Origin of the sequence: Paraburkholderia dipogonis, assembly GCF_046027395.1 — a bacterium.
Classification (GTDB): Bacteria; Pseudomonadota; Gammaproteobacteria; order Burkholderiales; family Burkholderiaceae; genus Paraburkholderia; species Paraburkholderia dipogonis_A.
Window position 1 is genome coordinate 36,105 of sequence record NZ_JAQQEG010000019.1, and the last position, 23,635, is coordinate 59,739.

The window sequence follows — 23,635 nt, forward strand, 5'->3', positions numbered from 1 at the left end:
TCCGTAATTCTTTCGACGCTCACTGGTCAGGATCATTCCCGCAGAATCGTCTCACAGCGTCATTCACCGGACGCTGGTTCGGGGGATATCGGGAAGACCACGATGATCAGTTCACGTTCTACCAACCTGCTGCGCGACGGCGTGCGTTCGCTTTCGATTGCGGCGCTCGTCGGTTTCGCGGGCACCTGTCACGCACAGTCCGCAGTAAATGCGCAGGCTAGCGCCGCGGGGGCAACGGCGCCCTCCATCGCAACGTGTGTTGCGTGCCACGGCGCCCTCGGCGCCGGCACCGTGACCGGAGGGCCGCGGCTTGCCGGCAAGGATGCAGATTATCTCGCGCATGCACTGTCGATGTTCAAGGCTGGCACCCGTGCAAGCTCTGTCATGCAGACGGTCGCACTCAATCTGTCCGATAGCGAAATACGTGAACTCGCAAACTTTTTTTCCAGGCAGGACCCGCCCCTTGCAGCAGGTGCGCCGCCGCAGCAGAGTCTGGTGATCGCCGGAAAGCAGCTCGCCGAGATGGGTGCTGGATCCAACGTTCCCGCCTGTTTCAGCTGTCACGGGGTCGGAGGCAAAGGCAATGGCGCGCGCTTTCCGGGCATCGCGGGTGAACCGGCGGCGTTTGTGGTTGCGCGGTTGCACGAATTTCAGGCGCGCGCGAAAGGGAAACCGCCAGCGCCGGGAACGATGACAGCCGTCGCGGCGACGTTGAATGATGCGCAGATCGAAGAGGCTGCAGCTTACCTTTCGGTGACCAGACCTTGATCGACAACAGGCTTATAGCGTTTGCGAAGCCAATCCCGTACCGCAACCCGTTCCTTTTGTGTGGAGTACCTATGCGATCTACTGTGTGGAGTCACGTCGCGGTCATATCGAGTCTGGCGATGATGCTTGCCGGCTGCGCGGCGACTGGTGGCGATTCAAATCTGAGTGCAGCGCGGAGCGTGCAACTGCCTGAATCGTATCCGTGCCAGAGCCTGCATGTTAAGGCGATGAACTGCCCGCCCGCATAAGCCAGCACCAACCGCGCGCTATCTCCCGGCATTCAGTCGACGCGGGCAAACGTCCGCTCACGAAGCTTTCTCACGAGCCGAACGATGGGAAGCGTGCGTCGTCGTAGTGCCGTCCATTCAATGCAAGGAATGACTATCCTGCACATCAACCGACGACCTGCCGCGCTCGCTTTCCTGTACACCTGCGCCCGGCTTCACGGTACCGTCGGCCTGCGGAACTTCCATCGGCTTGACTTCGACGGGGACAACGCCGTCTTTTTTCAACCCGAGCTTATCCGCGGTCTTGGGCGACAGGTCGACGATTCGATCCTTGACATAGGGGCCGCGATCCCTGATTTCGACCACCTCGCTGTTACCGTTTTTCAGATTCGTGACCCGGGCCTTGGTGCCAAGCGGGAGAGTCTTGCTCGCGGCGACATTCGATTGCGGATTCATCGGCGTACCGTCGGCCATCTCTTTTTTATAGAACTCCCGGCCATAATACGAGGCCTTGCCCTTGCGGGACTTGCCGGAGCGATCGAGATGGCCGTGTTGGGCTGTCTTTGCGCTCGCCGGACTGGCATCGGCGGATGCCGGCGGTTGCGCCGGAAGCGCGGTGCTCAGGAAGCACGACAAGACCGCAAACAGAAGCGTTCGAAGCGTGGGTCCTCGACCGGGTTGCAAACGAACGGGGTCGACATGGCGGGATAGCCGATTCTCCCTGGTATGAAGATTGTTTTCCATTTGCCACTCCTTTCCTGCTTGTCAAGGCAGCGGGCACTTCGTTCAACGAGCGATACGTAAATTACCGGTGTATTCGGTCTGCTAAATAAGCCTCTCACGCCAGGCTGAGCGGTGTTCGTATCGTGCGGTCCGACGTTCGTGCGTTCACTGCACGAGCCGCCTGGCGAGTCCACGCGTGGCTCCGCCGCCTGCGCCACACAATTGCGTTCATCGGAAACCTGCGACAATCAGCGTCCACGCTCAAACATCTGTTGATTGCCTCACTTCCCGCGGATGACCCATGCCTGTTTCACAAGCAATTTCGTCGCCACGTCTATCGCCCAGCAATCTGAACGAGCTGATCACCCTGCTCGACATTCAGGTATTGGGGCTTTCCGAGTGCCTGGTCAGCCGGGGATTCGTGCTGGAACTGGATGGCCATGACGCGCCCGGCATCCACTACATCCTTTCGGGCGAAGGGCGCCTGCACATCGCAGGCGCCGGGACCGTCCCGCTCAAGCCTCACACGCTGCTGATCGTGCCGCCGCGTCATCCGCTGAAGCTCGAGGTACCGGCAAACCAGGCGGGTATCGCGCCGACCGTCGTGCCGGGGCGCGAGCACAAACAGGTCGTCGATTCGATCAATCGCTTCCGCGCGGGCAACGCCGAACCGATGACCGTCATGATCTGCGGCTATTTCAAGGCGTCCTTCGGCGCGTCGATCAATCTGTTCGGGACCCTGGCGACGCCGATCGTCGAGCAGTTCGAAGCTTCCGACCGGCTCGATGTTTATCTGCGCACGGCGTTCGATGAGCTCGTCGCGCAGGAGATCGGCGCGGGCGCGATGTCGGGCGCGTTGCTCAAGCAGGTGATCGTCGCGCTCGTGCGCCGGTCACTGAAATCCAACGCACTCTGGATGGAGCGATTCGCGCTGCTCGGCGATCCGCAAATCGCACGGGCTTTCGCCGACATGGTGGCCCGCCCGGGCGCACCGCACACCGTCGCCAGTCTCGCCGAAGCGGCGATCCTCAGCCGCTCGGCGTTCATGGCGCGCTTTTCGGCCGCGCTCGGCCAGTCGCCGATGCAGGTACTGCGCGACATCCGCATGCGCCAGGCGGCCGCCCAGCTGCGCGCTGGCGACCTCTCGCTGGATCAGGTGGCGCGCCACGCCGGTTATGCGAGCCGCGGCGCATTCGTGCGCGCGTTTCGCGAGGTGTTCGATACGGGCCCCGCCGAATACCGCGAGGGATCCGCCAAGGGCTGAACGCCAGGGCTGCCTGCGTCGTTTGCCGGACCCTGCACTCCAGACTCGCACGCTCCTGCGCCCTGACCGGCGCCTTGCACCGGCATATCAACGCCGACGCAAGGCGCCGGTTTCGTTTTTAAAGCGACCCACGCCTACACGTGCATATGCGGACTTTTGAGTCTGTTCCCAGGATTTTCCGTTCGACCTGCGCGCCTAGAATTTTCATCAATGCAGCCGAGAACGCACGTCGATATTCCGATGCAGACGCACCCTTCTCCCGATCATCAGAAACAGGAGCACGACCATGACCCGCATCGCCCTCCCCGCCAACGACGCTATCCCGGCCGCTTCGCAGCCGGTCATCGATGCAATGACGAAGCAGTTGAAGATGACGCCCAACCTCTTTCGCATCATGGCGCTCAGCCCCAATGCGCTGAACGGTTGGGCCGCCCTGCAAGGCGCGCTTGCGAAAACGCTCGATGCGAAACTGCGCGACGGCATTGCGCTCGCCGTTTCCCAGGTCAACGGCTGCCAGTACTGTCTGTCGGCGCATAGCTATGTCGCGAGCAATATGGCTCATATCGACGACGACGAGATTCGCCTGAACCGGCTCGGCAGATCGCATACGCCCAGAACCGCCACGGCTGTCGCGTTCGCGAAGACGCTGATGGAAACGCGCGGCAAGGTCACCGAAAGCGATCTGCGCGCCGTGCGCGAAGCCGGCTTCAGCGATGCGAACATCGTCGAAATCATCGCGCTTGCCGCGCAATTCATGCTGACGAATTTCGTCAACAACGCGTTCGATACCGAGGTCGATTTTCCGGTCGTCGAAACCGAAGTCGTGTAACGACAGCGCGCTGCCACGTAGTCAGACAAGGAGACCGAACATGTCACGAGACCATACAACCACTGCCGAAAAACGCTCGGCGTTTCGCGCGTTGCACAAAGACGGATGCTTCGTGTTGCCGAATCCGTGGGACGTTGGCAGCGCGCGTTATCTGGCGTCGGTCGGCTTCAAGGCGATTGCCACGACCAGTTCGGGCTTCGCGTGGTCGACCGGCCGGCCGGATAACGGCGTATCACGCGATGCGATCCTCGCGCACCTTCGCGAGATGGTCGGCGCGACAGATCTGCCAGTCAACGCCGACTTCGAGAACGGCTTCGGCGACGATCCCGCCGAGGTGGCGCAAAGCGTCCGGATGGCGGTCGATACCGGTATAGCCGGACTGTCGATCGAAGATTCGACGGGCGATCCGACGTCGCCACTGTTTCCGGTCGATGTCGCCGTCGACCGCCTCGCCGCGGCAAGACGCGCGATCGACGAGACAGGTGGCGACACGCTGCTCGTCGGACGTGCTGAGAATTTCTTTGTCGGCGTACCTGATCTCGAAGACGTGGTGGCGCGCTTACGAGCCTATGCGCAAGCCGGCGCCGACTGTCTGTACGCGCCGGGCATCCAGACGCGCGAGCAGATCGAAGCGGTGCTCGCCGCGGTCAGCCCGAAGCCCGTCAATCTGTTGATCGGCGGACCCTCCGCGTTTACGCTCGACGAACTGGCAAGGCTCGGCGTGCGGCGCGTGAGCGTGGGCGGCGCACTCGCACGCGCGGCCTGGGGCGGGCTGGTGACTAGCGTTCAGTCGCTTGCGGACGGCCGCTTCGATCGTTTGCCGAAGGAGCCGTCAAGCGCGTGGTTGAACGGCATGTTTCACGACGTCGCGTAGCGTCTTCTTCATCGAATAACCCTTTGTACATGGAGCGAACCATGAGCCGTGAAATCATTCGTGTCGAACCGCTTTCGAGCTGGCTCGAACGTTGGAAAGCGCCGACGTCCGCCGTCACCCGCCACGGCGACACGATCTACGTGTCCGGTTTCCCGCCGTTCGATCCCCACACCGGCGAAGTCATGGACGCACCGATCGAGTTGCAGACGGAACGGGTATTGGAACAGCTGAAATTGTGCGTCGAGACGGCGGGTTCATCGCTCGATCAGGTGCTCAAGTGCAACGTGTATTGCACGTCGGTTGAAGCGTTTCCGGCCGTCAACGCGATCTATGCGCGCTTCTTCGGAGCGAACCCGCCTGCGAGGATTTTCGTCAATGTGCCGGCGTGGCCAGGACGCTTCGACATCGAGATCGATTGCGTCGCGGCGATCGCTAGCAGCCACACCTCTGTGTCCGGATGATGACGCTCGCAGGTCAATTCGTTGCCGCTTTTCGACGTGAGATGTGAGATGCATGAGCGGCCGAAGGCCGGCGCTTGTTCGCGCCGGCTTCGACCGTGCTGCTATCAGTCGAACTGCTGGATACCGGCCAGTCGCCACGCCTGGTCACCTTGCGCCTGTTTGACCAGGTTCCAGATTTCCTGGAACGGCTGCGCGGTCTGCGCATCGTCTTCCCGGATCTGACCGTAAAAGCGCACGCTGACGAACGTTTCATCCGCATTGCTTTCGGTGCCCAGCACCTCGGCATCGAGTTGCGGCACGTCCGTATGGCTCGGCTCGCGGCCCCGCGATTCCAGATCCTGCTTAAGTCGCGCAAACATCTCCGGCGTCGTCAACTCGAACAGGTCCCCCTGCTCGTTCCTGTCCCACGCACCCTGGAGGCGCATGAACATCGCCTTCGCGGATACGAGAAATGCCGCCTGGTCTGGCCCGGGCGAAAGCTCAGGCTTTACGCTGTTCGCTGCTCCGGTCGAACCCATCGCTGCGCGCGGCCAACCCCGAAAATCCGTGTCAGGCCGCGCTTGCCCCATCTGGTTCTGAAATGGCGAGCCGCCGTTTTGTTGCCGGTTCGCGGCACCGTGTCCATACGCAAGATCCGGACGACGCCGGTTGGCGATAAAGCGAAACAGCAGCACGCCCGCGAAAATGACCGCTCCGATCAGCAGCGCATTCGACAGCATTTGCGCGAGCCCCTCGCCAAGGCCAAACGACGACAGCAGCGCCGCAATACCCAGTCCGGCGGCGAGCCCCGCGAGCGGGCCCATCCAGCGGCTACCCGCGGCGGCGGCCGGCGTTTGTGCGGCCTGCTGCGCCGGTTGAGCTTGCTGGCTCCGTTGTGTTTGCCCGGACGGCGACGCCGTTTGCGACTGACGCCCGATGCTTTGGCTCCCGCCTACGCGCTTCGCTTCTGCATCGTTCGAAGCCACGGCGCCGAGAGCGAGGAGCCCCGCCAGACCGAGCGCCGCCGTCCCGCGCGTCACCGCGCCGGCAGCACGTCGAACTTGATTGATGATCTGCATGTACATAAAAACCTCGTTGGTGAGTCAGGGGACTGCCCGCTTCAGGCGCACTTCTTCTTCGCGCGGAGTACATTACGGACAGTAATATTATTGAGTGGTCAAATCTGCCGGTGATTGCGCCTGAAAGCCATGATGACCGGCCTGAAAACTGTTGCCGTGGATGTAGTCCTCCAAGTGCCGGATGGTGTCTTCCTGCTCGGCAATCAGGTTCTTGATCAGGTCGCCGATCGACACCATGCCGATCACCTGTCCCGCGGTAATCACAGGCAAATAACGGATCCGGTGCTCCGTCATGAGTGCCATGCATTCCTCGGTGGACTGCTCCGGGCTGACATAGCGCACGGCGGTCGACATGATGTCGCGCACCGGCGTATCCCTTGACGAACGGTGCATCAGCACGATTTTTCGCGCGTAATCGCGCTCCGTGACAATGCCGGCCACGCGCCCTTGATGGACGACGATGAGCGCGCCCACCTGCCTGTGAGCCATGATCGCGATCGCGTCGTAAACCGCAGCGGATGCCTGGGTCGACCATACTGTCCGGGACGCCTTTGAACGCAGGAATTGCGCAACCGATGCCATCTGCCACCTCCGTCAGGTACCGTTAGCCGCCCCGCATGAACCCAAGGGCGAGACCTCAATCTACCTGAACGCAAGGTAACGTAAAATGCGTATTTTTAGTGCTGATACTTCGAGAAAACCGTAGTATCAAGTAATCGACGGAGAGATCGTGAACTTCAAGCATCTGCATTACTTCTGGGTCGCGGCGCACGCGGGCGGCATCGTTCGGGCGGGCGAGCAGTTGCACATCTCGCCGCAAACGCTCAGCGGGCAGATCAAGCTGCTCGAAGAAGCGCTGGATAAAAAGCTGTTCAGGAAAAGCGGCCGCACGCTCGAACTCACCGATGCGGGTCGCCTGGCGCTCGATTACGCCGACGAAATATTTTCGCTAGGCTCGGAACTTGAAAGCGCCGTGCGGCGCGAGAACGAAGCGGGCCCGCAAACCCGGTTTCGCGTTGGAATCGCGGATTCGGTGCCGAAGGCGATCGCGTACCGGCTGCTGGAACCCGCGCTGAGCGCGTCCGTGTCAGTGCGCATGATCTGCCACGAGGGCAAGCTGCATGCGCTGCTCGCGCAACTGGCCTTGCACCGCCTCGACCTGATCATCGCGGACGCCCCCATTCCCGCCGACGTCAATGTCAAGGCGTTCAATCACCGTCTCGGCCGTTCGACGCTCAGTTGCTTCGGCGCGCAAGCGCTGATCCAGAGCGGCAGGAAACGCTTCCCGTTGTCGCTCGGTCAGTTACCGGTGTTGCTGCCCGGTACGGAGTCGGCGGTGCGCCGCAAGCTGGATCACTGGCTGGCGTCCCATGCCATTTCGCCGCGCATCGTCGGCGAGTTCGACGACGGGGCGATGACCATGGCGTTCGCTCGCGAAGGCCGCGGCTTGCTGTTCGCGCCGACCGTGCTGGAAAGCCAGCTACAGGCCGAACACAAACTGACGACGGTCGGACAGATCAATTCCATCGTCGAAGAATTCTTTGCGATCTCGATCGAGCGCCGGATCAGCCACCCGGCTGTCGCGATGATTCTGGACGCGGCGCGCAGCGAGCTGTTCAATGTCTAGCGGAGCATGCTTGCGAAGATGCCATTACAATCCAGCACTTCGATTCGACAACCGTGATTCGCGCCATGAAATACCTCCTTGCATCGACACTCGCGGCGCTCATCGCGGCCGCAAGCACGGCCGCGACAGCCCAGACAGCCGGGAGCAGCGACACACCCAAACTGCAGTGCGCCATTGGGTATGTCACCGGCATCGGCGGATCGGCGCAGAGTTTTCGCGAATACCTGGCGACTTCTGACAGAGACCGATACCGCTACCTTGCGGACAACCCGATTCAATGCAAGATCTCCGACGAGGGTCGCGCATCCGGCTGTACCGGCCTCACGAGCCTGCGGCATGAAAAGGTCAGCGTGTACGACGATATCGACAGTGAGACGATGTCCGTCGTCGCGCGCGTGGAACTCGAACATGGGACTTATCCGGTGATCATCGTCGTGCGAAGACAGGACGTGAAGTGCGAGGAGTGAATGCCCTCACGCCACGATCAACAATGAATCAGGCTCGAAGTTTCGCGAGAAAATCCGAAATGTTTGCAAGCCCTGTTTCGAGTACGTCGCGGTTGTTGGCGTACCCAAGACGCACATAACCTTCCATATCGAGCGCACTGCCCGGCGTCAGCATCACGCCGGTTTGTTCGATCAGCCCCACGCAGAATTCGAGCGACGACATCGGCAGGTCGAATTTCAACAATGCCGTGGTTCCGGACTTGGGCTTGATATAAGACATCGCCGGTTCTTTGGCAATCCACGCGTCCACGATCGCCAGGTTGGTCCGCACGATGTCGTGATTGCGGGCCAGAATCGCCGCACGGTTCTCCAGAGCGATGGAGGCGAAATGATCGTCGATCATGCCGACGCTGATCGTGTTGTAGTCGCGATGAATCGCGACAGCGCGGATGAGATCCTTAGGACCGGCGATCCAGCCGAGCCGCAGTCCGGCGAGGGAGTATGTTTTCGACATGCTGCCGGTACTGATGCCGCGCTCGTACACATCCGCAATCGAAGCGGTATAGCCACTGCCTTCCTGATCCGTGCCGCGATACACCTCGTCGCATAGCACATACGCGCCGCACGAACGCGCTATCTCGCCGATCTCGGTCAGGAACTTCTCGTCCATCAGCGAACCGGTCGGATTGTTGGGGTTATTGATCGCGATGAGTCGGGTTTTGTCGTTGACGAGACTGCGGAGTTCGGCGAGATCCGGCAGAAAGCCGTTCTCCTCGCGCAGCTTCAGAATCCGCACGTCGGCGCCGTAGCTCTCGGGAATCGAATAGTGTTGCTGGTAGGTTGGCAGAACCGAGACCACCGTATCGCCAGGCTCGACCAAGGTCTCGTACACCAACGCGTTACCGCCGATTGCGCCGTGCGTGACGATCACGTTCTCCCGCGACTGGCGCGCGTACATGGCCGAGATCGCTTCACGCAGGCGGGTCGAACCTTCGATTGCACCGTAGGTGAGCCTGAGCCCGCGTAGTTCGTCGAGAATGCTGTCCTGCTTGTTCGCGAGCGTCAGCAACTGATCGACCGTGAGCGATTCCACGCAGGTTTCCGCCAGGTTGTACGTGCACTTTGTTTCGTACAGATCCATCCAGCGCTCGACGCCGAAGTCCTTGATCTTCATGGCACTCTCCTTTGTTATTCAATCAGGCGATCCGTTAGTCAACAGCGAACCGAACCGGTGGGGACGGAATGGACGCGCATCAATGAAAGGCTGTGCGCCTGTCATCATCTCCGCCAGCAAACGACCTGTCACAGGGCCGGGCGTCAATCCGTGATGTGAGGCGCGGCAGCCTGAATAGGAAGTCCGACTTCCATTAAAGAATCATCGCTGAAAAGCCGTTATCAGGGTAACGCATCGTCAATCGGCCAGGCGCGCTACCGCCGTCGCGGCCAATACCCATTCGTGCCTTGCCCTTACACGCCATACACCACGCCTGCCGCCAAATCGGCGGCAGCGCCGCAAGCTTTCATCAGCCTTCAGGTGGAACCACGGCACTGCTCGCAGCACATCGCGACGAAATCCGCAAATGCGCTGACGCCAGGATTATTTTCGAAAAGGACAAGATCGGCAACAAGCCGTCATACTCTGTCTCTTCTTGCGGCGGACGGTCCGACAACGCACCCGGAAGACTTCGCCGGAAACGCGATCGATGCATGACCGTCCGCCCCGTCCTTTCGACGGCAATTCCCGCGTAGCGCCACGCGCGGTTCAAGTGGAGCGTGCTTTGCAATGAGTTACCCCCCTGTCGTTCCGTTCGCCCACGACAAGGCTGATTCGGGCGCCTTCGTGGGCGGCGCCCCGGCATTTCGCCAACTGGTCCGCATGATCGATCGGGTCGCCCCGACCGAACATCCTTTGCTCATCTTCGGCCCGACGGGTTCGGGTAAGGAACTGGTCGCCCGGCGAGTGCATGCGCACAGCCAGCGCCAGGACCAACCGTTCGTCGACGTCAACTGCGGCGCGATTCCAGAGAACCTCGTCGAAGCCGAACTGTTTGGGCATGTAAAAGGCGCATTCACCGGCGCGGGCGAAAACCGCCAGGGACTTTTCCAGCAGGTCGGCAAGGGTACGTTGCTGCTCGACGAAATCGGCGAACTACCGCTTGCGCTGCAACCCAAACTGCTGCGCGTACTTGAAACGCGCACCTTCCGTCCGATCGGTTCGTCCACCAGTCTGCATTTCGCGGGGCGTGTCGTCGCCGCAACCCATCGCGACCTGCGTGAACTCGCGCGTGAAGGGCTATTCCGCGAGGATCTGTTCTATCGCCTCGCGGTCTTCGTGCTGGCAGTCCCCGGACTCGAGCAGCGCATCGAGGATATCCCGGCGCTGGTCACCCACTTCGCATCGCAGCACGCGCGCCGTCTCGAGTTCTCGCCGGCTGCCATCCGGCGGCTTTGCCAGCATTCATGGCCGGGCCATATCCGGCAATTGCGCAACCTGATCAGCCAGTTAAGCGTGCTCGCCGAAAACACGCTGATCGATGTCGACTCGCTCGAGCCGTTTCTCGCCAACGAAACCAGCGGGCCGGTATCGCGCGCGAGCCTCGCCGACATGCTGTTGCAACTCGAAGGCCGCGACAAACTCGCCGCCGCCGAGGACCTTCTGATCGACCGCGCGCTCGAACGGACCAGCGGCAACAAGAGCGCGGCCGCAACGATGCTCGGCGTGGGCCGCAAGACCATCGAGCGGCGTCTGAAGTCGCGCGAGGAACATCACCGGGAAGCGCGCAAGTGTCTGGAACATGCGAGCGCGCTGATCGAGGAGTCGAAGTTCGCCGAAGCGATTCCGCTGTTGCGCCGCTGCCTCGACGTGTTGCAGACGCCCCACGAACAGGAGGCGGTGCGCCGTCTGCAGTTCGACGCCTACCGGCTGCTCGGCATGAGCTTGCGCAGCGTGCACGGCTGGCTTTACGCGGAGGCCACTGCCTGCTATGCCGCCGCGCTGACCATCGGCGAAGGCGTCTGCGAGCCCGCCGAAATCGCCGCGATCCAGTTCGGCATCTGGACCACGCAGCTGACGACGCTTCAGCTCAAGCAGGCGCGCGCGACCGCGCAGAACATGCTGGAGCGCGCGCAGAACGGCGGCGACCGGGTTTCGCTCGACGAAGCTCACGTCGCGATGACCAACACCCTCTTCTGGCTTGGCGACAGCGAGGAAGCCCTAGCCTGTCTCGCGCGCGGCAACCTGCTCGGCGTGGGGCGCAACGACACCCGCACCGGCTCGCAAGGGATCGATCTCGCCAGCCTCGCGTTGACTTTCGAAGGGCTCGCCGCCTATCAGATCGGCGCATTCGGGCAGGCGCGGCGCGCCATGGAAATGTTGATCCTGCGCGCGTCCGAACCGGGCGCGCACGCGCTCGCTCATGCCGTCAATCTGCAGGGCGCCGCCTGGCTCGCCTGCCTGTTCGATGACGTCGACCGGCTCGGACATCTCGCGAGCGAACTCGAATCCGTGTCGATCGCGAACGGCTTTGCGTTCTACCGGGGCGTCGGCCAGGTGCTCCGCGCATGCCACCTCAGCGCGCTCGGCCATTCCGACGAAGCGGAAACCGTCATGCTCGACGGCTACGACAACCACGTTGTTTGCAATGGCGGTGCGCTGTTCTATTCCTTCAAGACGTGGCAGCACGGCGAGCTGCTGCTGCGCGCCGGCCGCGCGAAGACCTGCGAGGCGATTCTCGCCACCGCGATCGACGAGACGCTCGCCCGTCAGGAACGCGTGTACCTGGGCGAACTGCTGGTCACCCGCGCGCGCGCGCAGTGGGCGCTCGGCGATGTGAACGCCGCCGAACTCGGTCTGCGCACCGCGCTGTCCACCGCGCTCGCCTTCGGTTCGGTGCCGGCGCGCGTGGACGCCGCGCGCTACCTCGCCGACCTGCTGCGCTCCACCGGCCGCAGCGCCGAAGCCATCGACACGCTCGAGCGCGGTCTGCGCTCGCTGACGACGGATCCGACCACTCGCGTCACCCGTGCCGCGAATTTGCTTGCCGAACTTCAGCAGGACGCTTCTTTCAACCTCGACAGTAAAGGAATCGCAAATGGCATATGAATTACGCCGGGAAGATCTGGAACCGCTGCTATTGGGAGCAGCGTTCTTCGGAAGCGGCGGCGGTGGCACGATCGAATCCGCGCGGCATCTGGCCGAGCATTTCGTCACAGGCGACTATTATCCGACCGACACGGTCAAGGTGGTGTCGGTCGACGAGGCCACCGAAGGCGCGGCCGTCATGGTCGCCTACCTCGGCGCGCCTGAAGCGATCAACTCCGCTATTTATCCGATCGGACCTGTGACGGCCGTGCAGAACGTCCAAGCCCGGCTCGCGTCGCAATCGACGAAGCTCGCCTATGTGATGCCGCCGGAAAGCGGCGCGCTGGGCTTCACGGTGGCGGCGCTCGTGGCGGCGAAACTCGGCCTCGCGGTGATCGACGCCGACGGCGCCGGCCGCGCCGTGCCCTCGCTGCCGATGCTCACCTTCGCGGCCGCCGAGATCGATCCGCGCCCGGCGTTCCTCGTGAGCCAGGGCGGCCTGTGCGTCGAACTCGACGTGACGCCGCGCGCCAGCAGCCAGGGCGGTCCGACCCATCAACGCGACGTGTCGGCGATCGTCGAGCAGATGATGCGCCCGGTCGTCGCCGATCCCGAATTCGGCCAGTTCGGCGGCCTCGCGATGTGGGTGATGAAGCCGGCCGACATCCGCCGCGCGACGCCGATCCATGGCACCTTGACGCGCGCGTTGGACCTCGGGCGCGCGCTGCAGGCCGGGCGGATCGGCAGCGCGCAGCAGATGATCGGCTATCTCACCGAACAGTGCGGGCTCGCCGCGCGCGCCATCTCGGAGCCCGGCGAACTGGTCTCGGCGGAAGTCGATACGAGCGGTGGCTTCGACGTGGGCAAGGTTCATATTCAGGCCGGACAGCGAACCTACACAGTCATGTACCAGAACGAGTCGCTGCTCGCGTGGGACAGCGCATGTCCGCAGCCGATCGTGCTGGCGCCGGACAGCGTCGCGTATTTCGTCGGCGGCGAAGGTCAGGCAATCTTCAGCAACGGCGACCTCGTGCAAGATGACGGTTCGTTGAACCCGGTGATCGGCAAGCGCCCCGTAACGCTGATCGCCTGGCGTGCCGAAGCCGAACTGCGCAAACCAGGCCTGATTCTCGACAGCTTCATGCAGTTGCTGAACTCGCTCGGTTATCTTGGGCCGTATGTGCCGCTTGAATCGCTTCATGCGCTCCATCACGCACGCAAGGGAGACGCATCTTGAGCGCGCCTTTGAACTCGCCTATCCGCATCTGCGTGCTCGTGCCAGTTGCCACGTCGGCCTACAACGACCGCATCATGAAGGCCATCGCGCCGGTCGTGCCGCCGGACGTGCAGGTCGAGATTCGCAATATCACCGAGGGGCATCCCGATATCGAGAGCCGCACGAACTGGCTGCAGAACGGCATGCCGGTGGTCGAACTCGCGCAGATCATCGCTAACGATGGTTTCGACGGCATCTGGCTGACCGATTTCGATATGTGCGGCGTCGAGGCCGCGCGCGAAGTGATCGACATTCCGATCATCGGCGGCTTTCCCGCTACGGCCTTCACCGCGCTCGCGCTCAGCCAGCGCTTCTCGATCATCACGATCCTGCAAAGCACGCTGGCGATGCAGCGCGGTCATCCGCAGACCTATGGCATCCAGGACACGTTCGCGTCGATCCGCGCGATCGATTGCCCGGTCGCGCAGCTCGACAACGTCGACGTGGTGGTCGTTCGCACCTTCGAGGCGGCGCTGAAGGCCATCAAGGACGACGGCGCGCAAGCCATTCTGCTCGGCTGCACCGGTTTCGTCGACGTCGCGAGCCGTGTCTCCACGCTGCTCGGCGAGGCGCTCGGCGCGTATGTGCCGGTGATCGATCCGAATCAGGCCGGCTTCAGTTTCCTCGTCTCGCTGGTGCGGATGAAGGTACGCCCCAGCCGGTTGACTTACAGCAAGGTCAGTCTTCAGTCGTAAACCGGACGCGTCGTTCCGTGCTCCTCCGGCGCGGCGCGCTTGCCGCGCCGGATGCTCGTGCCTTCCCTGCCCCCTTCCCCTTGCCTCCCAGGCGCTTTCGTCCCCATGTGGCCGAAAGTGCCCTCTCGCCATGCCTGATGCGGCCAATTGGACGAAATCGTCCAATCCTCAGGGTGTACATGGACGGGACTGACCAGTCTCACGTCCGAAATTCTCCGGCATGCCCGCTCCGACGTGCCTTCGACATCTGGCACGCTCATTGCTTAAATAGTGAGACGAAATACCGCCTGAAAAACAACCTGGACAGGCGGTTTGCGGAATGTGCAGTAAATCCGTCCGGCAAGGCGGGGGAACCTGAGAGACCAACAAGATCACGCGCTGCATAGCGTTCGACACACCGACGTCCGGCGACGTGCAGACTGCTGCCGAATCGCCGGCGCCGCCGAAATCCGGGCCGCCGCTATTCACAGAGGCCATTCGGTTAGTGATCCGAACAATGGTTGACGCGCCGATCGAGTCCAACGATATCGAGTCGTTGGCAACAGACCGAGAGAGGGCTGTGCAGTTGTTGTAGTTGTGACTGTCGTGTGTCAGCGCATCGCGACCGAATGCTTCCATAGAGAAGTTCGTTGCGATGCGCGACTGCGAAATGGCGGGAACCGTCTGGCTATGCACCAGGCGCGCTGCTACGGGGTTCGGCCGTCGTTGCCCTCCCTTCCGGGGACACGCAGCGGCGGCTCGTTCTTTTTAATCAGTCTGCGACAAACGCGGCGGCAAATTTGCCGCCCTTCGCAGGGTATTTCGAACCAACTGCCTGCGGCACCCGCACGCCCGCCCGTCCCGACAGATTTGTCCGGAGCGTCGGTCAGCGGTCCCCTTGCATTGCGTGAACACGCAGATCGACTGCGTGGAACAGAATCTGCTTTTCGCAACCCTACGCGGCGTCAGATTGTTAGCGACCTCGCGAGCCGACCACACTGGCCATTCACGGGGATTCAAACAATGCATCACCACATTTTCGAAAGCGAACTCGTTCATCTGGAACGTGTAATCGCGTGCGCGTCACGAGAACCCTTTCCGCCCACTTATTGGCGCGATCGCGTCGAACACCTGAAAAATTGTCCACATGCGCCGCTGTTCCGCTATCGCATTGCCCGCCTGTCCCGTCTCGTCGCCGAACTGAGCGGATAGCGGACAGCTTCGATACCTGATCGACCTTCTGGAACTTGCCGTATCGCCTTCCCGCTTCACCGTCTTTCGCCGTCTCTCGCCGCTGTTCGCCCGAGCACCGGTATCAGTTTCGTCCCCCGCCGCAACGTCGACGCCTTCGGCCGCCCCCAGCAATGGGGCCGGTCGGCATCGGCCATGACACCGAAAGCCCGCGACATTTCATAGCCGTGTACTATCGACGACATTGCCTTATTCTCATTCTATTGATGGTGACTCTCACCTATATTTTGAGTTGCAGCAGCAGGCCTGCCGACGCGAGCAATCCTCGTCCAATGCATGCCACGATATCCATATCGGATGGAAAGCATGTGCGTCGGGTAATCGCAGTGGTACACCCAGTACCCCCACAAGAGCCCACCAGGTAATGTTCTGGCAGCCCCTCGGCGCGGGATCGTGCAATGCGCCATAGATGACACACACCGTAACAGAACAAATAGTGGGTACGTCCTCTCAAGGAGATAGCGCATGTCAACTGAAGCAAAGTGCCCGTTCAACCATACTGCCGGCGGCGGCACGACGAACCGTGACTGGTGGCCGAAGCAACTGCGGCTGGACCTGCTAAGCCAGCACTCCAGCAGGTCGGACCCGCTGGACGGCAGCTTCAATTACGCCGAGGCTTTCAAGAGCCTCGATCTGGCGGCAGTGAAGAAGGACCTCGCCGCGCTGATGACCGATTCGCAGGATTGGTGGCCGGCGGACTTCGGCCACTACGGCCCGCTCTTCATCCGCATGGCCTGGCACAGTGCCGGCACGTACCGCATCGGCGACGGCCGCGGCGGCGCCGGGCGCGGCCAGCAGCGTTTCGCGCCGCTCAACAGCTGGCCTGACAACGTCAGCCTCGATAAGGCACGCCGCCTGCTCTGGCCGATCAAGCAAAAGTACGGCCAGAAAATTTCCTGGGCCGATCTGCTGATCCTCACCGGCAACGTCGCGCTCGAAACCATGGGCTTCAAGACTTTCGGCTTCGCCGGTGGTCGCCCCGACACGTGGGAGCCGGACCAGGACGTCTACTGGGGCAATGAAAAGACCTGGCTGGGCGGCGACGTCCGTTATGGCAAGGGAGCCGCAGGCAATGAAGACGACGGCGGCGTGATCGTCGCCGACGTAGAAAAGCACGGCGAAGAGGTAAGCCGCGACGACAACGGACGCAACCTGGAAAATCCGCTGGGAGCCGTGCAGATGGGCCTGATCTATGTCAACCCGGAAGGCCCCGACGGTAATCCGGACCCAATCGCCGCCGCACACGACATTCGCGAAACCTTCGCTCGCATGGCCATGAACGACGAGGAAACCGTCGCGCTGATCGCCGGTGGCCACACCTTCGGCAAGACGCATGGCGCCGGTCCCGCCGACAACGTCGGTCCCGAACCCGAAAGCGCCGATCTCGAGAACCAGGGGCTCGGCTGGAGGAACAGCTTCGGTACCGGCAAGGGCGCCGACACTATCACCAGCGGTCTGGAAGTCACCTGGACCACTACGCCGACGAAATGGGGCAACGGCTTCTTCGAGAACCTGTTCAAGTACGAATGGGAACTGACCAAGAGCCCGGCCGGCGCCAACCAGTGGGTCGCCAAAGGCGCCGACGAGACGATCCCGCACGCTTACGATCCCTCGAAGAAGCGGCGGCCGACGATGCTCACCACCGACCTCTCGCTGCGCCTGGATCCCGCCTACGAGAAGATTTCGCGGCGCTTTCTGGAAAATCCCGACCAGCTCGCCGATGCCTTCGCCCGCGCATGGTTCAAGCTGACTCACCGCGACATGGGACCGCGCGCCCGCTACCTCGGGCCGGAAGTGCCGGCTGAAGAACTGATCTGGCAGGACCCTATTCCGGCAGTCGACCACCCGCTCGTCAATGAACAGGACGTCGCCTCACTCAAGCAGAAGATCCTGGCTGCGGGGCTGCCTGTCTCGCAACTGGTGTCGACGGCCTGGGCGTCGGCGTCCACCTTCCGCGGCTCGGACAAGCGTGGCGGCGCCAACGGTGCGCGCATTCGCCTGGCCCCGCAGAAAGACTGGGCCGTCAATCAGCCCGAACAGTTGGCGAAGGTACTGAAGGTCCTTGAAGGCATCCAGAGCGAGTTCAACGGCGCGCAGTCCGGCGGCAAGAAAATATCGCTGGCGGACCTGATCGTGCTGGCCGGTAGCGCCGGCATTGAACAGGCCGCAAAGAGCGCCGGGCATCAGGTGACGGTGCCGTTTGCGCCGGGGCGCATGGACGCCTCGCAGGAACAGACCGACGTGGAATCCGTCGGGGCGCTCGAACCGGTCGCCGATGGTTTCCGCAACTATCTGAAGGGCAAGTTCGGTGTCCCGGCTGAGGCATTGCTGATCGACAAGGCGCAATTGCTGACGTTGACCGCGCCCGAGGTGACGGTGCTGATCGGCGGCTTGCGGGCCCTGAACATAGGGACCGGGCAAAATCCGCAAGGCGCCTTCACCCAGAAGCCGGAAACGCTGACCAACGACTTCTTCCGCAACCTGCTCGATATGGGCACGGAATGGAAGCCGACCTCGGAAGCGCGCGACGCGTTCGAGGGGCGCGACCGCAAGAGCGGCGAGTTGAAATGGACCGGCAGCCGCGTCGATCTGGTGTTCGGTTCGCATGCGCAGTTGCGGGCGCTGTCCGAAGTCTATGCAAGCGAGGACGCGCAGGAGAAATTCGTCAACGACTTCGTTGCAGCGTGGGTCAAGGTGATGAACCTCGACCGGTTCGACCTCGCCTGAATGCGCGCCGCGGTTCCGTCAGGGTTTCGGCTTTGACGGAACCTTGCCCCTGTCGGGCGAAAGGTGATCTGTCAGGTTACGGTGCGAGTTCCGTTTTATCGGAATCGCACCGTTTTTTTGTGCGAAACCATGCGTGGTTGTGCGAGAGTGGCGGACGGGCGAAACCCTGTTTCATGGTCGAGAGCCCGCGCACCGCGCCGTCGACAATGAGGGCAACACGGTCAACGACTTGAGGAGCCGGGTCAATGGGAAGCACCAGCGCAGTTGCGGCAGCGGCAGTCGCCTTCCTGGGCAGCCACTTTCTCTTGTCTCATCCGCTGCGCAGACCGTTGGTCCGCGCCGTTGGCGAAGCGGCATTTCAGGGCGTCTATTCGCTGGTTGCGTTCCTGACGCTCGGCTGGCTGATCGTGGCTTACGGAAAGGCGCCCCTCTCGGCACCGCTATGGCCGGTAGGAGACGGACTCTGGGCGGTCGCGACCGCGGTCATGCTGATCGCGTCGATCCTGCTAATGGGTTCTCTGATTCGCAATCCGGCGCTGCCTACCGGCGGCCGGCCCGGCTCGTTTCCCGACGTCGCCCGCGGCGTGTTCGCGGTAACGCGTCACCCGATGATGTGGTCGTTCGCGCTTTGGGGGCTCTGCCACATCGCCGTGTTCCCCGTGGCCAAGAACATCATCCTTGCAACGGCCATGGTGATTCTCGCGCTCGTCGGCGCCGCGCTGCAGGACCGGAAGAAGCAGCAACTCCAACCCGATCTCTGGCCCGCATGGGAGTCGAAGACCAGCTACCTGCCGTTCGCGGCGATCGCCGCCGGCCGTGCGCGGCTGGGCGGGTTCGGTATGCACGCGCTGTTGGGCGGCCTTGCCGTCTGGCTCGCGGCGACCTGGGCTCATATCCCGCTCACCGGCTGGGCGGCGGGCATCTGGCGCTGGCTGTAGACGCAGCTTGGTCGGTGGCGTCGCTCAAGCCGCGCTTCATGCCACCGCATGCCGACTCGACGTGAACTGCTCCATGCTCGTCGAGGTGAAATCGGCTGCCTGAAGTGGAACCGTATCTGAAGCGGAGAACGATCGCTTCGCGCTGGCTCGGGCGAGGATGTGCGTTAGATGCAAATAGAAATGCTGCAGTTGTTTGGCGTCAGAGGCTCGTGGTTCGAGGTCGAACACATCTTCGAGCACGCGGCGCGAGACGTAGAAACGTTGAAGTCCGTGGACGATGCGAATCTGAAAAACGACGCCGTCACTATTGTGCGGCACCGCTGCCCAAATAAGCGAATGGCTACCCATGGAGCCCCCGTAGATCATGTCGGATCAAAAATTCGTCAATTCATGTTCGCACATCTCAGCGGGCGGCAAATCTTTTCAAAATTGTGACGCGTCATCATTTGACATTTTTACCACGGTCGACATATTGCAGCGCAGCAAAATACCTGTAGACTAAAGACGGGGCAACTGCAATTGTGCACCCACGGTCGCAATATGACGGGAGAATGCGCCATGACGACTTCTCAGTCTTCACACACTCCAACCGTCCCTGTATTGCATGTCTTCGAGCAAGCCGGAGGCTGGCATTGGGGCATCACGGTCCCGCGCGCGAAGGGAAGCGGATTCAAACTGATCGCCTTCAGTGAAAGAACCTTCTCGGTTGAGGACGCCGCTCGCACGGACGGCAGTCAGGCGTTGGAAAGTCTTGTCGATAGCGGCGCGCGCGACCGGCTCACTACCGACGTCACGTGAGTTCAATTTGCCGCGGCGACGATCAAGCCTGGTCCGCGTCAGACGGCATTTCCTTGAGTTACCTTGAGATCGATGGTCGCGCTGGCGATCAGGTAAGGCTTGCGTTAAGAGGGCAAGCTTCGACAGTCGGCGCCACGCTACAGGTGAAATCGCCGCTGCATCGTCGCCACACTATTGTCACACTTTAAAACGACGATCGGTGGTTGCACCGTCCTTGGCCCGGACGGGCGGTATGGCGCAGAGATTCTGTCGCTGTCCCGACGATAGTGACCGCAGTGTTGCACCGCTTCGCCAGATCCAGGCATGCGACGTGCGCTACACAACGCGGCGAAAATATGAGAGACACCGTGAAGCAACGCGCGACTGTTGTCTGCCAGCTTGGCAGGCGAATCTTGCTGGTCAGCCGGGAAGGCACCCGCTGGTCGCTGCCTGGCGGCAAGCCCGTGGCAGGGGAAGATCTTCGTGAAACCGCGCTGCGAGAATTGATGGAGGAAACGCGCCTTCATGCAATGGACATGCGGTACATCTTCGGCTTCACCGGCATCCACACCTGTCACCATGTATTCGTCGCAACGATTGCCGATGGCGAACAGCCCGTGCCCAGCAACGAAATTAGGCGTTGTACGTGGGCGAAGGTAACAGAGGTAGCCAATCTGCCGGTCAGTATTTCTACGAAGGGGATTGTCGAAGTGCTGGCCATGACGTCCAATGGCGCGTCAAGACTGCCCGGCGACTGCGGCCAGGCAGCCGATATCGGAGCCCAGTTCTCTCGGTGATGAACCCGCCCCGGGGCAGCATAGCCATAACGACCTGAAGGGGCGGCATCTACAGCGAATTAAAGCTGGTCGGAGCCTACAACTTTGCAGGCCGCCCCGTCTTGACTTGCTCCACAGCGGACACTGCTGCAAGGAGACGCTGTAGCGCTGCGGATTCGAGCAGGAACAATCCAGCGCGCAGGATTTCGCTCTTCTTCACGGACACGCCAGCCGCCAGGCATTTCTGTTTCAGCGCAGCAATTTTGTCGTAATCTGATTTCGGCATCGTGAAGCTGTCACGCACGACTTTCTCTTTCTTCGTGCGCTTGTCTTTGACCGCCACAGTGGCATTGACAGGCATGGCGTCGTCAATTGCAACCGTCTTTTCCTTCGACACTTTCTTTGCGCTTGCGCTCTGCTTTTTTACCGCGACGGTCGCGGTTGGTTCGGCAACGTCGCTCTCACTTTCGGGGGCGGCGCCGGCGCCCTTCTGGAAGTGAAGGGTCTTCTTCGTTGCCTTCTTGAGGCTGGGTTCCTTCATCGGATCTCCATGCAAAAATTAACGGTATAAACAGTATATACGGTTATCTTGCGGTGTGAGTCGTGGACGTAGGGCTTGCTCTAACGTGTGCGGTCACCCAGCCGCCATGATTCGATGGAATAATGACGTTACGTGCTCGCCTGGATGACTCGTAGAATTGCAGCCGGATGCGCTGCAAGCCGACATCATTCAGGCGGGCGCGCTCAAGCTGCATCGGGTTTTTTCGTCGATTCTTCACGCCCCGGCGCGAGCGCGCTTTCTGTTCTGCCTGGTTCGTCGACATGAAGCAACGCGGGCGTAAGAAAGCAGCCCATGACGGCGGACAGAATAATGAAAATCGAGGCCGCATCGACCAGCAGCCCGAAACGAATAAAAATCAGGAAGCAGCACAAGACATTCAGCAGATGCAGAAGTAAGCCCAGAACGGTGGAACCCTTCGGGACGGCGCGGATGAACACCGCAAGCCGCGATTGCCGGCGAGGCACATACCAGATGATCAGCAGCCCGAACGTCATGATGAAGGCGCTTTCCGCCCACTTCAACCAGGTGGGCCGACGCAGGAAACGCCCCTCGACAATCGTCTCGATGACTTGCGCCTGAATCTCGATGCCCGGCACCAGTTCCCCCAGGGCGGTCGTGCGCATGTCGGTCACGCCGGCGCCGGTCAGGCCCACCAGCACCAACTTGTTGCGGATCCGGTCGGGGTCGACTGTCCCCTGCAGGACGTCGCGTGCCGACACGTAGCGGCTCAGCGTCGAGCGGATGGATGCGAAATGCAGCCAGATGTCGCCGCCGGGTTGAGTGGGCACCTGCACATCCGCGACGCCCACCGCCTGCACGCCCGATGCGTCCACAAAGACATCGATCGCCGATGAGCCGGTGGCGAGGCGGAGCATTTCCATCGGCAGACTGGGGACCAACTTCTCCCGTAACCCCATGATGAGTGGGATATGCCGGACCACGCCTTGTTCGAGCGCCACGCTCAGCATCGCCTGTCCGTGAGCCGCCGCCTGCAATTCCGGCAAGCTGGCGAGCACATAGTCGAACCGTTGCACAGAGTCGAGCGGATCGGCGCCATGCACGAGAATCGGCGCACTGCGCATGTCGGTGCGGGTGGCGAAACCGGCATGATCGAGTGGCGCGGCGCCCAGAATGCTCGGCGCGGCGCGCAACGATCGCGCGAGAATGGCTTCGTGACTCGGCAGCGCCCGCAAGCCGGCGGCTAGAGCGGCAGCCGATTTCGGCAGATTGGCGGCCACCTTGTCGGGCGAGGTCTGATCCGGCTCGGGCATGTAAATGTCGAGACCGATAGCCAGCGGTTTCAGTGCGTCAATGGCGTCGACCAGGCTCGCGAGCCGATTTCGCGGCCACGGCCATTGACCGACGGTCGCCAGCGTCTCCTCGTCGATCTCGACGATGGTCACGGGCTGCGCGGTCGGAACCCGCGGGAAGTGACGTTGATACTGATCGAACAGAATTTGCCGGGCGGTTTTGAAGGAATCGGGCAGCGCCGCGTCGAGCGCGTCGACAAAAGCCGGACGCGGTATGTCGCTCGGCCATTCGCTGGTCAGATTGAGCAGGCTCAGGCCGAACAACAACGCCAGCGCCACCGGACGCCCCTGGGCCGCCTTCAGCAGATGCCTGATCCGGGCGATCCATAGGTCGAAATAGCGTTTCATCGACGGAACGGCCAATCAGCGCCGATGACTGGCGCGGGTCATTGGATGGTGATAACCGTGCGCCGGTTCATGCGATGGGGAACGCCATCCGCCGTGGGGACCAATGGCTCGCGCTTGCCCCGGGCGGCGATCTCTATCTGTCGGGCAGGAATGCCTTGCTTGATCAGGAACGCCGCCACCGTCTGCGCCCGCTGCATGGATAGTTTGTCATTGAATTCCTGAGAGCCAGCCAGGTCGGTGTGACCGACCACCACGAGTTGGGGCGCGGGCCACGTCGCGAGGACGGTCTTCAATTTCTGAACCGTGGCGGCCGACTCCGGGGCCAGCTCGGTGGCGGAGTCGAAGAGAAAAAAGATCGTGAATGTCATGGGCCGAGGCGGCCGGGCCGCGAGCAGTTCGCCATATCGTGTCTGCACACTGGCTTGGCTATCCAGCGTTTTTTCGATGGCGCCGCCCTTGGTGACGTCGACTCCGGCGTAAGCCTTGTCTAGGGTCTGCTCTCCGGTTGCGCTGTGGACAACGACCGCGCCGACCTTGCCGTCGGGATCTGGCAACAGAATAATTTTGTCCGGAGTGCTACACGCGGCGAGCAATGCCAGCATGACGAATGCCGCTGCCCATGCCAGCCCGCGACGTCG

22 protein-coding genes are annotated in these 23,635 nt (G+C 62.0%); 14 read left to right on the forward strand and 8 right to left on the reverse strand.

The annotated features are described in order from the left end of the window. Window positions 1–102: 102 nt before the first annotated feature. Window positions 103–768 (forward strand): c-type cytochrome, encoded by a 666-nt coding sequence (locus PQR32_RS20220; RefSeq protein ID WP_408230698.1) that lies wholly within the window; start codon window positions 103–105, stop codon window positions 766–768. Window positions 769–1,133: 365 nt separating this feature from the next. Here the strand turns inward: PQR32_RS20220 and PQR32_RS20225 are convergent, their stop codons facing one another. Continuing rightward, entirely contained in the window at window positions 1,134–1,739 is a 606-nt protein-coding gene (locus PQR32_RS20225) for a septal ring lytic transglycosylase RlpA family protein (protein WP_408230701.1), read from the reverse strand. A gap of 280 nt (window positions 1,740–2,019) precedes the next feature. Here PQR32_RS20225 and PQR32_RS20230 point away from each other — a divergent pair, with 280 nt between their 5' ends. The 4 genes from PQR32_RS20230 (at window position 2,020) to PQR32_RS20245 (ending at window position 5,146) form a co-directional block, all read left to right on the forward strand. Next, on the forward strand, window positions 2,020–2,982 hold the full coding sequence (locus tag PQR32_RS20230; RefSeq protein ID WP_408230704.1) for an AraC family transcriptional regulator: 963 nt from the start codon (window positions 2,020–2,022) through the stop codon (window positions 2,980–2,982). A 286-nt stretch (window positions 2,983–3,268) separates the two neighbouring features. Further along, window positions 3,269–3,811 (forward strand): carboxymuconolactone decarboxylase family protein, encoded by a 543-nt coding sequence (locus PQR32_RS20235; RefSeq protein ID WP_408230707.1) that lies wholly within the window; start codon window positions 3,269–3,271, stop codon window positions 3,809–3,811. Window positions 3,812–3,851: 40 nt separating this feature from the next. Then, window positions 3,852–4,685 carry an isocitrate lyase/PEP mutase family protein gene (locus PQR32_RS20240; protein ID WP_408230710.1) on the forward strand — a complete coding sequence of 278 codons (834 nt, stop codon included), beginning with the start codon at window positions 3,852–3,854 and terminating at the stop codon, window positions 4,683–4,685. A gap of 41 nt (window positions 4,686–4,726) precedes the next feature. Beyond that, entirely contained in the window at window positions 4,727–5,146 is a 420-nt protein-coding gene (locus PQR32_RS20245) for a RidA family protein (protein WP_408230713.1), read from the forward strand. 104 nt (window positions 5,147–5,250) lie between these two features. Here the strand turns inward: PQR32_RS20245 and PQR32_RS20250 are convergent, their stop codons facing one another. Then, the gene (locus PQR32_RS20250; protein ID WP_408230716.1) at window positions 5,251–6,210 is read right to left on the reverse strand and encodes a Tim44 domain-containing protein; all 960 of its coding nucleotides are present in this window, start codon (window positions 6,208–6,210) and stop codon (window positions 5,251–5,253) included. Window positions 6,211–6,291: 81 nt separating this feature from the next. Beyond that, window positions 6,292–6,786 (reverse strand): CBS domain-containing protein, encoded by a 495-nt coding sequence (locus PQR32_RS20255; RefSeq protein ID WP_408230719.1) that lies wholly within the window; start codon window positions 6,784–6,786, stop codon window positions 6,292–6,294. A gap of 148 nt (window positions 6,787–6,934) precedes the next feature. On the opposite strand from PQR32_RS20255, the gene nhaR reads away from it, so the two are divergent. Together nhaR and PQR32_RS20265 are read left to right on the forward strand one after the other, a co-directional pair. Next, on the forward strand, window positions 6,935–7,831 hold the full coding sequence (gene nhaR / locus PQR32_RS20260; RefSeq protein WP_408230722.1) for a transcriptional activator NhaR: 897 nt from the start codon (window positions 6,935–6,937) through the stop codon (window positions 7,829–7,831). A 65-nt stretch (window positions 7,832–7,896) separates the two neighbouring features. Next, complete coding sequence (locus PQR32_RS20265; RefSeq protein WP_408230725.1) at window positions 7,897–8,298, forward strand: hypothetical protein; 402 nt, start codon at window positions 7,897–7,899, stop codon at window positions 8,296–8,298. Between the two features lie 28 nt (window positions 8,299–8,326). Here PQR32_RS20265 and PQR32_RS20270 read toward each other — a convergent pair whose 3' ends face one another. Then, the gene (locus PQR32_RS20270) at window positions 8,327–9,451 is read right to left on the reverse strand and encodes an aminotransferase (RefSeq protein WP_408230728.1); all 1,125 of its coding nucleotides are present in this window, start codon (window positions 9,449–9,451) and stop codon (window positions 8,327–8,329) included. A gap of 609 nt (window positions 9,452–10,060) precedes the next feature. Between PQR32_RS20270 and PQR32_RS20275 the strand changes: the two genes are divergently transcribed. The 5 genes from PQR32_RS20275 (at window position 10,061) to PQR32_RS20295 (ending at window position 19,224) form a co-directional block, all read left to right on the forward strand. Then, on the forward strand, window positions 10,061–12,379 hold the full coding sequence (locus PQR32_RS20275; RefSeq protein ID WP_408230731.1) for a sigma 54-interacting transcriptional regulator: 2,319 nt from the start codon (window positions 10,061–10,063) through the stop codon (window positions 12,377–12,379). Further along, entirely contained in the window at window positions 12,369–13,595 is a 1,227-nt protein-coding gene (locus tag PQR32_RS20280; protein WP_408230734.1) for an S-methyl thiohydantoin desulfurase domain-containing protein, read from the forward strand. The genes PQR32_RS20275 and PQR32_RS20280 overlap by 11 nt, the downstream gene beginning before the upstream one ends. An 8-nt stretch (window positions 13,596–13,603) precedes the next feature. Beyond that, complete coding sequence (locus PQR32_RS20285) at window positions 13,604–14,329, forward strand: aspartate/glutamate racemase family protein (protein WP_408231050.1); 726 nt, start codon at window positions 13,604–13,606, stop codon at window positions 14,327–14,329. A gap of 1,695 nt (window positions 14,330–16,024) precedes the next feature. Beyond that, entirely contained in the window at window positions 16,025–18,286 is a 2,262-nt protein-coding gene (gene katG, locus PQR32_RS20290; protein WP_408230737.1) for a catalase/peroxidase HPI, read from the forward strand. Window positions 18,287–18,531: 245 nt separating this feature from the next. Continuing rightward, window positions 18,532–19,224 (forward strand): NnrU family protein, encoded by a 693-nt coding sequence (locus PQR32_RS20295; protein WP_408230740.1) that lies wholly within the window; start codon window positions 18,532–18,534, stop codon window positions 19,222–19,224. A gap of 36 nt (window positions 19,225–19,260) precedes the next feature. Here the strand turns inward: PQR32_RS20295 and PQR32_RS20300 are convergent, their stop codons facing one another. Next, entirely contained in the window at window positions 19,261–19,572 is a 312-nt protein-coding gene (locus PQR32_RS20300; protein WP_408230743.1) for a hypothetical protein, read from the reverse strand. A gap of 210 nt (window positions 19,573–19,782) precedes the next feature. On the opposite strand from PQR32_RS20300, the gene PQR32_RS20305 reads away from it, so the two are divergent. Then, entirely contained in the window at window positions 19,783–20,022 is a 240-nt protein-coding gene (locus PQR32_RS20305) for a hypothetical protein (RefSeq protein WP_408230745.1), read from the forward strand. Window positions 20,023–20,369: 347 nt separating this feature from the next. Beyond that, window positions 20,370–20,798: an NUDIX hydrolase gene (locus tag PQR32_RS20310; protein WP_408230748.1), complete on the forward strand. Its 429-nt coding sequence runs from the start codon at window positions 20,370–20,372 to the stop codon at window positions 20,796–20,798. A 76-nt stretch (window positions 20,799–20,874) separates the two neighbouring features. On the opposite strand, the gene PQR32_RS20315 is transcribed toward PQR32_RS20310, so the two are convergent. The 3 genes from PQR32_RS20315 to PQR32_RS20325 all read right to left on the reverse strand — a co-directional run bounded on the left by PQR32_RS20315 (window position 20,875) and on the right by PQR32_RS20325 (window position 23,599). After that, window positions 20,875–21,318 (reverse strand): hypothetical protein, encoded by a 444-nt coding sequence (locus PQR32_RS20315; RefSeq protein ID WP_408230751.1) that lies wholly within the window; start codon window positions 21,316–21,318, stop codon window positions 20,875–20,877. A gap of 203 nt (window positions 21,319–21,521) precedes the next feature. Then, the gene (locus PQR32_RS20320) at window positions 21,522–22,997 is read right to left on the reverse strand and encodes a CHASE2 domain-containing protein (RefSeq protein ID WP_408230754.1); all 1,476 of its coding nucleotides are present in this window, start codon (window positions 22,995–22,997) and stop codon (window positions 21,522–21,524) included. Window positions 22,998–23,035: 38 nt separating this feature from the next. Next, window positions 23,036–23,599, reverse strand: coding sequence for an OmpA family protein (locus PQR32_RS20325; protein WP_408230757.1), 564 nt, complete (start codon window positions 23,597–23,599; stop codon window positions 23,036–23,038). Window positions 23,600–23,635 lie beyond the last annotated feature (36 nt).

Coding starts and splice junctions, on each gene's coding strand:
- PQR32_RS20270 (WP_408230728.1), bottom strand. CDS start 9,451: ATGAAGATCAAGGACTTCGGCGTCGAGCGCTGGATGGATCTGTACGAA.
- PQR32_RS20255 (WP_408230719.1), bottom strand. CDS start 6,786: ATGGCATCGGTTGCGCAATTCCTGCGTTCAAAGGCGTCCCGGACAGTA.
- PQR32_RS20320 (WP_408230754.1), bottom strand. CDS start 22,997: ATGAAACGCTATTTCGACCTATGGATCGCCCGGATCAGGCATCTGCTG.
- PQR32_RS20295 (WP_408230740.1), top strand. CDS start 18,532: ATGGGAAGCACCAGCGCAGTTGCGGCAGCGGCAGTCGCCTTCCTGGGC.
- PQR32_RS20250 (WP_408230716.1), bottom strand. CDS start 6,210: ATGTACATGCAGATCATCAATCAAGTTCGACGTGCTGCCGGCGCGGTG.
- PQR32_RS20225 (WP_408230701.1), bottom strand. CDS start 1,739: ATGGAAAACAATCTTCATACCAGGGAGAATCGGCTATCCCGCCATGTC.
- PQR32_RS20245 (WP_408230713.1), top strand. CDS start 4,727: ATGAGCCGTGAAATCATTCGTGTCGAACCGCTTTCGAGCTGGCTCGAA.
- PQR32_RS20305 (WP_408230745.1), top strand. CDS start 19,783: ATGACGACTTCTCAGTCTTCACACACTCCAACCGTCCCTGTATTGCAT.
- PQR32_RS20275 (WP_408230731.1), top strand. CDS start 10,061: ATGAGTTACCCCCCTGTCGTTCCGTTCGCCCACGACAAGGCTGATTCG.
- PQR32_RS20240 (WP_408230710.1), top strand. CDS start 3,852: ATGTCACGAGACCATACAACCACTGCCGAAAAACGCTCGGCGTTTCGC.
- PQR32_RS20300 (WP_408230743.1), bottom strand. CDS start 19,572: ATGGGTAGCCATTCGCTTATTTGGGCAGCGGTGCCGCACAATAGTGAC.
- katG (WP_408230737.1), top strand. CDS start 16,025: ATGTCAACTGAAGCAAAGTGCCCGTTCAACCATACTGCCGGCGGCGGC.
- PQR32_RS20280 (WP_408230734.1), top strand. CDS start 12,369: ATGGCATATGAATTACGCCGGGAAGATCTGGAACCGCTGCTATTGGGA.
- PQR32_RS20325 (WP_408230757.1), bottom strand. CDS start 23,599: ATGCTGGCATTGCTCGCCGCGTGTAGCACTCCGGACAAAATTATTCTG.
- PQR32_RS20235 (WP_408230707.1), top strand. CDS start 3,269: ATGACCCGCATCGCCCTCCCCGCCAACGACGCTATCCCGGCCGCTTCG.
- PQR32_RS20230 (WP_408230704.1), top strand. CDS start 2,020: ATGCCTGTTTCACAAGCAATTTCGTCGCCACGTCTATCGCCCAGCAAT.
- PQR32_RS20265 (WP_408230725.1), top strand. CDS start 7,897: ATGAAATACCTCCTTGCATCGACACTCGCGGCGCTCATCGCGGCCGCA.
- PQR32_RS20315 (WP_408230751.1), bottom strand. CDS start 21,318: ATGAAGGAACCCAGCCTCAAGAAGGCAACGAAGAAGACCCTTCACTTC.
- PQR32_RS20220 (WP_408230698.1), top strand. CDS start 103: ATGATCAGTTCACGTTCTACCAACCTGCTGCGCGACGGCGTGCGTTCG.